The following is a 12,585-nucleotide window of genomic DNA, read 5'->3' as shown; positions in this document are numbered from 1 at the left end:
ATATTAGTTATTAGTATGTGAGATTTTTTTATAGCATGAATATTGACTCTAAAAAGATTGTTATGTAACAGTTTTTAACCTTGTCCACCCTACACTACTTGATATTTTATGGCTACGCCACGCAGGCCATCAGGAATCATTTAGGAGTCCTATATTTATAAGACATCGCGGTAACTGGGAAGCTCAGTGTCCTTAGACCTGAGAGGGATGGCTCACCAGTCAGGCACTAGTAGTCTGTCAATCTAAAAATGACGGGTGAAGGCAAGCAGCGGAGAAGGGAAGGGAAGTGGTCTGGTCAGCACAGCTTGCTTGATTACCATTGCAAGCTCAGTACCCTTATAGCTGGGTTACTGATTCCTGTAAGGTTTAGGAATTATGGAATTATATTTAAGGATTTTAACACTATCCCCAACTATAACTTATTTATATTTATGTGAGATATATTTTCCCAAAAAAGTATACATAAATTTACATAGTCAAGATTTTCTAGAAAAAACTTTATAAATACCTTGCATTTTTACTGTAGGTGTGATTATCCTATATATAGATACCTCTATGTGAGGTATACAGATAAGTCTCAAGTCAAATAGCCAATATTAGGGGGCAACTAATATGCAGAATTCTTCAAGACTAGGACTAGTAGACTTTATTAGGAGTTCTAACGCTATCAAAGGTATTTTGAAGATAGGAGAACAATCCCCAGAAATTTTAGCCAAATCTAAACAGGCATATGTAGTAGAGTTACCATCAGTCTTTGCTCACTTAATTATTCTGCTGATTGAAACTTTGTCAGAAACTCAACACGGACAATTAACTATCTCTAGTAAAAAGGGGAAATACGAAGCCATAGTAGAACTAAGTGGTCATATTAGCCACCGTTATACATTAAGTCCACAACAGCTTTTAGAAATTCAGCAATTACACGATTACATTATTGACACCTGGATAGATTGTAGGCATTCGCACAATCAAAAATAATACGAGACGTTATAGCTATTTACAGGTTAAGAATACTGATAGCTTAATGAAATTCTTTACACAATTAAATATCTAATTTTCTCAGGACATTTGGCTTTTGATAAATGGGAAGTTTACAAGCTGGTGATGTATATTTGCACGCCGGATTTTATTTAGGTTTTTCTATCCCGTAGACAATTTTATGAACAGCAATAGACAGGATGAAAAGATTTCTGTTCAACTCTTATCTAAAAAACAGGAGAAAACTATGAAAACTAATGACAAAGATAACCAAAGTCTGCTGTTAATTTTGACTGGAAAGGGATTTAAGTATCTGATGTTAACTATATTCGGTTTTGCGATCGCTGTTGTTGTGTTTTATATTTGCGGTGCATCCTCAATCACTAAAGTTTTGCTATCTTTTGATGTTTTTATCTATTTTTTGCGGTTTGCTGTTCTGCTATTTTGCTTGTTAGCAATCACCATGATTTGGGAGTCTTGGAGTTAGTTCAACTTATCTGCCTGAGATTGAGATATTAACCGTAGTTTCTTTCCACTTAGCCAAAGGTTTTCAATTACAGGAGGTCATATCATGTCAGATAATGGCAATGGCATCAGAGGTGAAATATTATTACAACTTTTGCTAATCTTAGTTTTGGGACTAATACCCTTAGCAATTGTGAATAAAGATAATCAGCTTGCTTATTTTGATATCGTGAAAATAGTAATGGTTTACAGCTTTAGCCCTCAAAAATCCAAAGATAACCGAAAAAAGTAAACTATAAATGAGATGGACAGGTTTTTTCAATTTCTAGTAATTACCTAAAATAGCGTGGGTGCAATGCGAAAAAGTGGTAGGCTGAAATTGGCGATGTAAATACTCTATTTTGAAATGTGCTTACCACAAAAATACCCAGGTTTGTTGAGAATTTAGCGGTGTAATTGAGAATTAAAGCCGGACACACTTTTTCGCGTTGCTCCCTGCCACAGATAGAAAGAAGTTCCAAAATGGGTTTATAAAATGGCGAAAATAAAACTACAAAATTAATTAGACATCTCCAGAAAAGAATGTAGAGCCGAGAATCCCTACCCATGGAACGTCTCTACAAGGGTTGTAAGTCACGCATATTTAATTTTCACCAGATGTCTATTGGTTTAGGGATTTTTAAAAGAATGCAGAATTTAGAATTTAGAATCACGTTTTGCAACGGGGATTTTACCCCCCCAAAGGTAAGTTAAAATGTTCAATTAATTTTGCACAACTAATTAATATAAGATAGTTCTTCCTTATCAAGTTTATGATAACACACTGAAAATTTTTTGTCAACAGCATAAAATCACTTTTTTCCGGTTGGTGTTTTTGTGTTAGCCAGAGGGTGGGTTAGCTTGCACCTAACCCACCAACAACTGATTTCGCAAACCCTACGGACTTACTTGAGGATTTTTGGAGTGATTTTTTTCCTTCTCTAAAAGCTCCTCAACTGCATGAAAATCAGACCAGACAGTTGCACCGTGTTCATAGTTATCAATCCCCACCTTATCAGCTTCAGGATTAACACGCAGCTTACCAATAGCATTGAGTCCAGTAAACATTAAAAAGGCAAAACCAAGAGTGAAAACTGATACTGCGACTACGCCCAAAATCTGCACACCCAGCAAATCAAAACCACCACCTAAAAACAGTCCAGCTTTTTTATTCAAAGTCAGTTCTGGTTGACCTAAAAAACCAACTGCCAGTGTACCCATCATGCCATTAATACCATGAACAGAAAATGCTCCCGCAGGATCATCAATTTTGCACGCTTCAATAATATCAATACCCAAAACTACTAAAATTCCCCCAGTTAAACCAATCACAACCGCCGCCCAAGGTGCTATAAAAGCACAACCAGCGGTAATACCTACCAAACCTGCCAAAGAACCATTCAGACAATAGACTAAATCCCATTTACGTGAACGACTATATTGATAAAACATCGCCGCTAACGCCCCAGCACCAGCCCCCAGGGACGTATTCAGGGTGATTAAACCAATTAAGCCAGGATTACCAGTACCAAGGGTTGAACCGGGGTTAAAGCCATACCAGCCAAACCAGAGAATCATCGTTCCCAAAGCTGCCAAACCTAAGTTATGGGCTGGAGGAATCTGCCCCCAAGGAGTTCGTCCAGGGCGGGGTCCAAGTAAAAAAGCACCAACTAAAGCTGTCCAACCCCCAACGGTGTGAACTACCGTACTACCAGCAAAGTCATGAAAACCAATTTTCGCTAACCAGCCACTGGAGTTCCATACCCAATGTACAACTACGGGATAGCTGAATGCAGCCATGATGGCACTATAAATTAAATCACCGATAAAGTCCGTTCTCCCAGCCATTGCCCCGGTAGTAATTGTACTGGCAGTAGCCGCAAAGGCAAACTGAAAGAAGAACAAAGTATAAGCATTGAGTCCAGAAGCGATTCCGGGAACACCACCATTGGTAAAAGCACCATTAACGGGTAATTGACTCAAGAAAAAGGTATCTGTACCAATAAACCCACCAGCACTCGTACCAAAGGCAATGCCAAAACCCACACCCCACCAGATGAGAATGGTGACAGCGGCATCAATAAAGTTTTCCAATAGGGCATTTACTACACCTCTTCGGCGCAGCAAACCTGCCTCTAACATCGAAAATCCAGTCTGCATGAAGAATACTAAAAAGCCTGTGAGTAGTACCCAGGTAGTATCAATGGAAATTTGTAATTGTTTGGTTGTTGCGTCTAATGATTCCAGTGTCACAGGATCTGCGGCATGGACAACTGTGGGCGCGAAAATTGCCAAGACCATTGAACCTATAGCTAGTGCTAGAAGGCGATATAAGGGGCGAATACGTTTATTCATTGCTGTTTTTCCTGCTAGAAAAGCTCTAATTAAGTTAGGCTTTTTATCTGATGTTGATGGTTGTAAATCTGTTATGTCTGTTCAATATGGTTATCAAAAATAAACATAGAACAATAACAGAAACTTATTTGATAATTCCTGCTTTTAGTTAAGTGGAATATTTATCAACTTGAATTACATAATAAATCAGAATTAAATTCTGATTTCTGAATTATTTCTTCATAAAGCTGGTTAATTCTCTATTTAATGAGAAAAAATATTCTGTATCATAAAATACATTTTTTGTAATTAGGATAAATTATTCACTCTGCAAAAATACAGAAAGCTTGTGTATTCCTGACAATATCAGCATTTACTCTGATTTGCATCTCTTAATTACGCCTGAAATCCTTCATATACAAAAATCTGATAATTGCGTAAATAGATATGTAGTATTTATATATACATTTGCTCCAGTCTAATATCTATTTGTGGTAAAATTTGGAACTTAGAAATATGTTTAGGAGTATTGGGACGCGAACTTATTAAAAGAGATTCAGCAAAAGTCAACAATCATGTAATTTGGTTACTTCTCGCGTCAATATTATCTCGACATACTATAACTTCTGATAGTTCATCAAGAATTAGTATTGTTAGCCTTAGAGGATGTTTGAAAAGTGGTATTCCGTAATTTTCATCACATTGCTACCCCCCTTTCCCCTTGCAAAGGGGGGAAACAATAAAAATCCAGTTCCCTCCCCTTTACAAGGGGAGGGTTAGGGTGGGGTAAAAAATATTTGATACATCAACCATAACTTTTCAAACACCCTCTTATATCTTGTGTTAAAGATTGGGAATTACCTATTTTTGCTTTATTAAGTCCTGCACTAGATTCTTTTTTAAAGGTGAGTCTTCTTGAAGAAAATTCTCTTATTTCTGAACAGACTTTAGATTTTATATCTACTTGGGGAGAAAATTATGCGAAAGCTCCTCGCACAAGGAAGCAACTTAAAGAGTTTAAATCTCTGATTCAATCAGTATTAGATAAAGTAGATGATTTGGATGTACAAGAGGAATGGAAGGAAGGAATAGGGACATTTTTTCAAATAGCAGGACAACAGCAAGACAATCAATATTCAGATCAACGTATTTGGTCAGATGCTGGTAATTTGCTTAAAAAAATATATAGTCCTGCTGTCTTAAATGCTGATACAGGTGCAAATTATTATAAAGTACAAGAAAATATATGGCGATTAATTAATTTGAGATAATATAGTACACCATTAATCACCTGATTATAAATCAATTAAACCACATTAATCAATTGTTCTAAAGATTTAGCTAAGGGTAAAGGTTTTCCATATTCTTGATATTCAGTAATTAACATTTCTATCACTTCCTGAGCATTTTTAACAGCTTCTTCATAAGTATCACCATGAGTATGATATTTTTGAGTAGGAAATTCAGGTAAATGAACTAAATAACATTTATCTTCACTACTCCATTGAATAATGATAGTATAAGGTAAATTCATTCTTCTAACTCCTTCTCTTGAATTGATTTTAATTTAGCTAATTTTTCGTTAACTTCTTTTTCTATATATAGTTTAGCATCATCTCCATCTTTGCCAGAGATGGTAATAGGATCTTCTGGTAATAAAGGATGATACCAACGGGTATGACTTCCTTTTGCACAACGGTAAATAAACCCAGCTTTTTTGAGTAAACTTTTTAATTCTCTGATTTTTTTCGGCATTTTTCCACGGAAATATTATTAAGGTATATGAATTGATGTTAATTTGATACCAATCAGCAATGAGAAACTCTGACGAAAGATCCTGAAAGCTAACTATATTTCTTATTTCCTGGCATAAGTTATAAATAGTAATGATGCTTTGTGCAGATTTTCCTAAATTAATTAAATTTGATTTCTTAAACACTCATGTCTTCAACTCCTCAGTTTCTTAGCGGTAACGATATTCGTCAATTATTCCTCGACTTCTACACCCAACGGGGACACCAACCGCTTCCCAGTGCTTCTCTTGTTCCCGAAGATCCCACTGTGCTGCTAACTATTGCAGGGATGTTACCATTTAAGCCGATATTCCTGGGACAGCGGATACCGGAATTTAAACGCGCTACGACTTCGCAAAAATGTATCCGTACCAATGATATCGAAAATGTGGGACGCACTCACCGCCATCATACATTTTTTGAGATGTTGGGGAATTTCAGCTTTGGTGATTATTTTAAACCACAGGCGATCGCTTGGGGTTGGGAATTATGTACTCAAGTCTTTGGTTTCTCCCCCCAGAATCTCGTTGTCAGTGTGTTTGAAGACGACGACGAAGCTTTTGCAATTTGGCGCGATACTATTGGTGTAACGGAAAAACGCATCAAGCGCATGGGTGCAGATGATAATTTCTGGGTTTCTGGTGCTACCGGTCCCTGTGGTCCCTGTTCGGAAATCTATTATGATTTTCACCCAGAACGCGGTGAAGATCATATTGATTTAGAAGATGATACCCGATTTATCGAGTTTTATAACTTGGTATTTATGCAATATAATCGGGATGCTGCTGGTAATTTAACCCCGTTGCAAAATCAGAATATTGACACGGGAATGGGTTTGGAAAGAATGGCGCAAATCCTGCAAAAGAAGCCGAATAATTATGAAACAGATTTGATTTTCCCGATTATTGAAACAGCGGCAAAAATTGCCAAAATTGATTATTACGAAAGTGATGAAAATACCAAAGTTTCTTTAAAGGTAGTTGGTGATCATGTCCGTTCTGTGGTTCACATGATTGCTGATGAAATTCGCGCTTCTAATGTGGGAAGAGGTTATGTTTTACGGCGTTTAATTCGTCGCGTCGTTAGACATGGGAGATTAATCGGAATTTCTGGAGAATTTATTAACCAAGTTGCAGAAACCGCAATTTCTCTTTCGGAATCAGTTTACCCCAATGTGCGACAAAGAGCAACTGCTATTAAAGCCGAATTACAACGGGAAGAAAGTAACTTCTTGAAAACTCTTGATAGAGGTGAAAAGCTGTTAGCAGAAATTATCCAAGAGGTAAAACAAAAAGGACAAACTTCCATTAGTGGTGAAAGTGCGTTTACTCTTTATGATACCTATGGTTTCCCATTAGAATTAACCCAAGAAGTTGCTGAAGAAAATAACATTACTGTTGATGTTGATGGTTTCAATGCAGAAATGCAAAAACAGGTAGAACGCGCAAAAGCAGCACATGAAACCATAGATTTAACTGTACAAGGTTCTTTAGATAAACTTGCAGAACATATTCACTCTACACAATTCATTGGTTATACCCAATTAACAACTACTGCAAAAATTGAGGTTTTATTAGTTGCTGGTGTTTCGGAAGAAGCAGCAGAAGCAGGAACAGAAGTGCAAATTGTTTTAGATAAAACTCCATTTTACGCTGAATCTGGGGGACAAATTGGTGATAAAGGATATATTTCTGGTGATGGTGTTTTAGTCAGAATTGAAGATGTGAAAAAAGAATCTGATTTCTTTATTCATTTCGGATATGTTGAACGTGGTACGATTAGAATTGGTGATGAAATTACCGCACAAATAGATACCGCTTGTCGTCGTCGCGCTCAAGCTAATCATACAGCAACTCATTTATTACAAGCTGCTTTAAAGAAAGTTGTTGATGAAGGAATTTCTCAAGCTGGTTCTTTGGTTTCTTTTGATAGATTGCGGTTTGATTTTAACTGTCCTCGCGCTTTAACTATTGAGGAAGTTCAACAAATTGAAGAATTAGTAAATAGTTGGATTTCTGAAGCTCATTCTGCTACAATAGAGGAGATGCCCATAGCCGAAGCAAAAGCTAAAGGTGCAGTCGCAATGTTTGGGGAAAAGTACGGTAATCAAGTGCGCGTGATTGATTTCCCTGGTGTTTCCATGGAATTGTGCGGAGGAACTCATGTTAATAATACGGCGGAAATCGGCGTTTTCAAAATCATTTCTGAAGCGGGAGTTGCGTCTGGAGTGAGAAGAATAGAAGCGGTTTCTGGGGCGGCGGTATTGGATTATTTGAATGTTCGTGATATAGTGACGAAAGACTTGTGCGATCGCTTTAAAATCAAACCCGAAGAAATACCCGACAGAATCACAACTTTACAAACCGAACTTCGCAACAACGAAAAAGAAATTCAAAGTCTAAAATCACAAATAGCAATAGTTAAATCTGACAGCTTATTACAAACTGCGGAAATCATCGGAGAACATAAAATCATTATCGCCCAAATGGAAGATATTGACGCAGAATCATTAAAAGTCGCTGCGGAAAGATTGCTGCAAAAAATTGGTAATGGTGCTGTAGTTTTAGGTTCTATTCCCGAAGCAGGGAAAGTGAGTATTGTTGCAGCTTTTAGTTCTGAAGTGAATAAGAAAGGTGTCCAAGCTGGAAAATTTGTAGGAACTATAGCTAAAATTTGCGGTGGTGGAGGTGGTGGAAAACCCAATCTCGCGCAAGCTGGGGGAAGAGATGCAAGTAAGTTACCAGAAGCATTAGAAACAGCGAAAAATGATTTATTAGCAGGGTTGGAATAGGATTTAGATCCCCGATTTTTTTAAGAAGTCGGGGATCTGGATTTATATAGTCACTGCTACTTTACCTACTTGTGTAAAAGCTTCAGGTATAGGTTTTCCATCTTCTTTCAATACTTCCAAATACAATTCTATAGCTTCTTTAATTAGTTCTTCTGTTTCTTGTAAGGTATCACCGCAAGCAACACATCCGGGTAAATCTGGAACATAAGCAGAATAATTACTACCTGCCCATTCATAGACTACTGCATAATTTTTCATTATTTGTCCTCCAGTTGTGCTTGGGAAAAAATACTCTTTCGAGTCCCTTCCGCTAAGTCTTTACTAAGTTTACCCGCTAATACCACGATACCCGATTTAATTTGATGTTTGAGGATACGATGACTACCTCTAATGCGATCTATATACCAACCATCTTCTTCCAGGATTTTGAGAACTTCTTTAACCTTCATTGTTTGCTATCATAGCGTGATTAGTGATTTGATAAGTTAAGCGTAAAAGCACCAAGACATTAAGTATAATATATTCAGTCCACAGAATCGCAAATGTTAGTTATTTATTAAGTTAGTTTAAGGAGTTGTATGATTTATCGTCAGGTAAAAATGGAAGATAGAGAACTTTTAAAATTCTACAAAGAAGGTAAAAGAAATTTTAGTTATCATAGATTATATAACAGAAATATCGAACTTCATAATATATGTAATAGGGTTATTCAGCCTGATGCTCGACCAAACTTTAGCAATGAAAACCTGGCAGAAATTATTTTAACTCATTCCAACTTATATGGTGCAAACCTGAGTGGTACAAATTTTAGTGGTGCAACTTTAATTGATGTAGATTTGAGTTATGCAAATCTTAGTGGTGCAACTTTAGTTGATACAGACCTTAGAGATACAAATTTATATCATGCAAACCTTAGTAGTGCTAATTTATCTGGTGCAGATTTAACCAATACTTGTTTAGATGGGGCTATTTTCAAAAATGTTATTATTGATGATAAAACCAAGATTCATAAAAAATATTATTTAATTTCGCAAATTCTTAACGAAGAAGTAGTAGTTGTAAATCTCTTTGGAGTTGATTTAATAGGTGCTAATTTAGATGGTGCTAACTTAACTAAAGCTAACCTTTCTAATGCAAAGTTGCACGAAGTTCGGGTTAATAATGCTTCAAACATATATCAAAATGAAATTCTTATAACAAGACTAAAAAAAGCAATCTTAACAGAAGCAAATTTAGAAAATGCGAATTTGAGTAGAGCAGATTTGAGAGGAGCAGATTTAACAGAAGCAAATTTAACAGAAGCAAATTTAGAAAATGCGAATTTGAGTAGAGCAGATTTAACAGGGGCAAATTTGAGGGGATCAAATTTGACTAGATGTAGAATTAGGGATGCTAACTTTTCAAAAGTTGATTTTAGAAACACTGATTTAAGTAATACTAAAACTAAACTTACAGGTGCTAATTTAAGAGGAGCATATTATAATAATGAAACTAAATTTCCTGAAGAATTTGATCCCAAAACTGCAAAAATGAAAAATGAGGCAGATATTCAGAAATATCATAATTCTGGATGGATAGAATTATTAACTAAGAAAAAAATCAAAATAGCAAAATCTCCACCACCACGAGAAGGACAACAAGAATTTAAAGAAGAACTAAAAGAAACTTATGGTTATAAATGTTTAATTAGTGGCTGTGAAATTGGGGAAATTATTGAAGCAGCACATATTATTCCTTACAGGAGTATTGAATCTCATGATGTAGCTAACGGATTACTGTTGAGAGTAGATTTGCATAGACTGTTTGATAACTATTTATTAGCTATTCACCCAAAAACAAGAGAAGTTTTAATATCTGAGAAAATAGAAAAAAACTATCAAGATTTTATAGGTATAAAAATAGAAAGTCGTTTAACTGGTGAAGATGCTGCTAAACAACAGGATGCTCTAAGATATCATTGTGAGCAATGTAATTGGATAGATAAGCAACTTCTTGAATAATTCAACTCATATTTTTGTCAAATCAAACAAACTGCTAGACTATAATTATAACTTAGTCGAGAAATTTGTAGAAGCGACATCCAACCCAATATTTGTCGGTTAAGCTCAAAAAATAGAATTATGTAGGTTGGGTTGTTCGCGTTAGCGTTGCGGAGCAATCGGAACGAAACCCAACATTTATAAGCATTTGTTGGGTTGCACTGTCGCTTAACCCAACCTACAAAAGCTATAATTATAACCTAGTCGAGAAATTTGTAGAAGCGATACCCAACCCATAAAACCTATAAATTAAAATTATGACTCTTGCACAAGAAACACGCTACTATTCCCCTGAAGAATACCTAGAATTAGAGGTAAACTCAGAAATACGTCACGAATATATCAACGGATTAATTATACCCATGACAGGCGGAACACCCAATCACAACCAACTTGCACTTAATTTCAGTGGTACACTCAATTATCTTCTTAAACGTCAACCTTATCAAGTCTTTGTCACAGATCAACGTCTTTGGATTCCCACCAGAAAAATTCATACCTACCCTGATATTATGGTTGTGAAAACTCCCTTAGAATATGAACAAGGAAGAAAAGACACCTTAGTAAATCCTGTGATGATTGCAGAAGTATTATCAAAATCTACCAAAAGTTATGATAGAGATGAAAAATTTGCAGCGTATCGGACAATTCCCAGCTTACAAGAATATATTTTAATTGACCAATACACAATGCACATTGAGCAGTATTTTAAAACCGATAATAATAAATGGATATTTTCTGAATTTACAGATGGAGATAGTAGCTTAAACCTATCTTCTATTCCCTGCCAAATCTTGTTAACAGATGTTTATGATAAAGTAGATTTCAATACCGAAGAATGAAAAAACTCCATCTTCCTCTTTGCGCCTTTGCGTGAGATAATAATTTCCAATACATACCAAAGGAGTCAATAAAAATGAGTCGCATTAATCCTTACACATTACAAATGCAAATTACCCAAATGTTTGCCCAAGGACAATCATTTTTTGCCTTGACAAAAGTTCAAGATTGGTTAAAAGAACATAATCAAAACCCTTTAGATTTTGAGATTATCTTTCATAAAAAACCTGCACCTCCCGGTTCAAAAGAAGTCATGGTCATAGAAATAGAATTAAAACGCAAAGACGGACAACCTGTAGATCCTTGGTTACAAGAACAGGCTAATTTACACGCTTAATTCCCCTGTAAACCACCAGTATGGATTAATAGCAAAGATTCCGATTTAAAAAACCCTTTGGTGATTAAATCCATAACTCCATAAAACATTTTTCCTGTGTATACGTAATCTAAAGGTATGTCATGTTGTTGTTGAAAATCTTGACAAAATAGCTTTAATTTATTAGTCACTTTAGCATAACCACCAAAATGATAATCAGATATAAGTTGCCAAGGTGCGGGAGAATTAACAGGTGTTGGTAAATCAGAAGCTAGATAATTTGTTAATAAGTTATTGATATCTTCCTTGAGAAAATCACCACCTTTCAACACAGGAAAACCAATTACTTTTTGTTCTTGATTTAATGATAGTGTCATTCCTGCTAATGTTGTTCCTGTACCGCAAGCTAAACAGATAGTATTAAATCCTCTCACTGTTTGTAATATCTCTATACAGCCACGCATACCATTTAAATTACAACCCCCTTCAGGAATCATAAATACTTCTCCAAATTGCTGTTTTAACTGATTTTGTAATTCTTCTGTATGGCGTTTTTTATAGGTCTGCCGATCAATATATACTAATTGCATTCCCTGTGCTACTGCAAATTCTAGAGTAGGATTTAAAGGAATATTTTCTTCTCCACGAATTACGCCAATAGTGCGAAAACCAAACAGATTTCCTGCGGCAGCGGTAGCATAAATATGATTAGAATAAGCACCACCAAAGGTGAGAATTGTCGATAATTTCCTCTCTTTAGCTTCTACCAGGTTATACTTCAGCTTAAACCATTTATTACCGTTGATTTGGGAGTGCATGAGATCCAGGCGTAATCCGAATAACTTAACATCTGCATTAGCACAGATTTCACTATTAATTTGTTGAATAAGTGGAGGAAAAAAAATTGACGACATTTTCAGGAAAAGTTAAGCTTTATCAGCATAGTATAAAATACTAAGATCCCCGACTTAGCTAAAAAATCGGGGATCT

At 35.8% G+C, this 12,585-nt stretch carries 14 protein-coding genes; 8 read left to right on the top strand and 6 right to left on the bottom strand.

Annotation, left to right across the window (positions count from 1 at the left end; all coding sequences use genetic code 11):
- Nucleotides 1–612 precede the first annotated feature (612 nt).
- The 3 genes from BMF77_RS23615 (at nt 613) to BMF77_RS23605 (ending at nt 1,735) form a co-directional block, all read left to right on the top strand.
- Nucleotides 613–978 carry a hypothetical protein gene (locus BMF77_RS23615; RefSeq protein WP_148766296.1) on the top strand — a complete coding sequence of 122 codons (366 nt, stop codon included), beginning with the start codon at nt 613–615 and terminating at the stop codon, nt 976–978.
- Nucleotides 979–1,225: 247 nt separating this feature from the next.
- On the top strand, nt 1,226–1,465 hold the full coding sequence (locus BMF77_RS23610; protein WP_148766294.1) for a hypothetical protein: 240 nt from the start codon (nt 1,226–1,228) through the stop codon (nt 1,463–1,465).
- Between the two features lie 84 nt (nt 1,466–1,549).
- Nucleotides 1,550–1,735 carry a hypothetical protein gene (locus tag BMF77_RS23605; protein WP_148766292.1) on the top strand — a complete coding sequence of 62 codons (186 nt, stop codon included), beginning with the start codon at nt 1,550–1,552 and terminating at the stop codon, nt 1,733–1,735.
- Between the two features lie 644 nt (nt 1,736–2,379).
- Here the strand turns inward: BMF77_RS23605 and BMF77_RS23600 are convergent.
- Complete coding sequence (locus tag BMF77_RS23600) at nt 2,380–3,837, bottom strand: ammonium transporter (RefSeq protein WP_148766290.1); 1,458 nt, start codon at nt 3,835–3,837, stop codon at nt 2,380–2,382.
- 884 nt (nt 3,838–4,721) lie between these two features.
- On the opposite strand from BMF77_RS23600, the gene BMF77_RS23595 reads away from it, so the two are divergent.
- Nucleotides 4,722–5,087 (top strand): hypothetical protein, encoded by a 366-nt coding sequence (locus tag BMF77_RS23595; RefSeq protein ID WP_210422256.1) that lies wholly within the window; start codon nt 4,722–4,724, stop codon nt 5,085–5,087.
- 35 nt (nt 5,088–5,122) lie between these two features.
- Here BMF77_RS23595 and BMF77_RS23590 read toward each other — a convergent pair whose 3' ends face one another.
- Complete coding sequence (locus BMF77_RS23590) at nt 5,123–5,350, bottom strand: type II toxin-antitoxin system HicB family antitoxin (protein WP_148766288.1); 228 nt, start codon at nt 5,348–5,350, stop codon at nt 5,123–5,125.
- The gene (locus tag BMF77_RS23585; RefSeq protein WP_148766287.1) at nt 5,347–5,571 is read right to left on the bottom strand and encodes a type II toxin-antitoxin system HicA family toxin; all 225 of its coding nucleotides are present in this window, start codon (nt 5,569–5,571) and stop codon (nt 5,347–5,349) included. Before BMF77_RS23585 ends, BMF77_RS23590 begins: the two co-directional genes overlap by 4 nt.
- A gap of 186 nt (nt 5,572–5,757) precedes the next feature.
- Here BMF77_RS23585 and alaS point away from each other — a divergent pair, with 186 nt between their 5' ends.
- Nucleotides 5,758–8,400: an alanine--tRNA ligase gene (alaS, locus tag BMF77_RS23580; RefSeq protein ID WP_148766285.1), complete on the top strand. Its 2,643-nt coding sequence runs from the start codon at nt 5,758–5,760 to the stop codon at nt 8,398–8,400.
- Between the two features lie 42 nt (nt 8,401–8,442).
- Here the strand turns inward: alaS and BMF77_RS23575 are convergent, their stop codons facing one another.
- A complete protein-coding gene (locus tag BMF77_RS23575; RefSeq protein ID WP_148766283.1) occupies nt 8,443–8,658 on the bottom strand; it encodes a type II toxin-antitoxin system HicB family antitoxin in 216 nt (71 codons plus the stop codon).
- Nucleotides 8,658–8,849 (bottom strand): type II toxin-antitoxin system HicA family toxin, encoded by a 192-nt coding sequence (locus BMF77_RS23570; RefSeq protein WP_148766281.1) that lies wholly within the window; start codon nt 8,847–8,849, stop codon nt 8,658–8,660. Before BMF77_RS23570 ends, BMF77_RS23575 begins: the two co-directional genes overlap by 1 nt.
- Before the next feature lie 129 nt (nt 8,850–8,978).
- On the opposite strand from BMF77_RS23570, the gene BMF77_RS23565 reads away from it, so the two are divergent.
- The 3 genes from BMF77_RS23565 (at nt 8,979) to BMF77_RS23555 (ending at nt 11,616) form a co-directional block, all read left to right on the top strand.
- A complete protein-coding gene (locus BMF77_RS23565) occupies nt 8,979–10,400 on the top strand; it encodes a pentapeptide repeat-containing protein (protein WP_148766279.1) in 1,422 nt (473 codons plus the stop codon).
- Between the two features lie 296 nt (nt 10,401–10,696).
- Entirely contained in the window at nt 10,697–11,281 is a 585-nt protein-coding gene (locus tag BMF77_RS23560; RefSeq protein WP_148766277.1) for a Uma2 family endonuclease, read from the top strand.
- A gap of 74 nt (nt 11,282–11,355) precedes the next feature.
- Nucleotides 11,356–11,616, top strand: a complete 261-nt coding sequence (locus BMF77_RS23555; RefSeq protein WP_148766275.1) for a hypothetical protein — start codon at nt 11,356–11,358, stop codon at nt 11,614–11,616.
- Here the strand turns inward: BMF77_RS23555 and BMF77_RS23550 are convergent.
- On the bottom strand, nt 11,613–12,509 hold the full coding sequence (locus BMF77_RS23550) for a 1-aminocyclopropane-1-carboxylate deaminase/D-cysteine desulfhydrase (protein WP_148766273.1): 897 nt from the start codon (nt 12,507–12,509) through the stop codon (nt 11,613–11,615). The genes BMF77_RS23555 and BMF77_RS23550 overlap by 4 nt on opposite strands.
- Nucleotides 12,510–12,585 lie beyond the last annotated feature (76 nt).

Origin of the sequence: Dolichospermum sp. UHCC 0315A, assembly GCF_008121535.1 — a bacterium.
In the GTDB taxonomy this organism is placed as follows: domain Bacteria; phylum Cyanobacteriota; class Cyanobacteriia; order Cyanobacteriales; family Nostocaceae; genus Dolichospermum; species Dolichospermum lemmermannii.
This window is presented reverse-complemented; position numbering and strand designations above follow the sequence as displayed.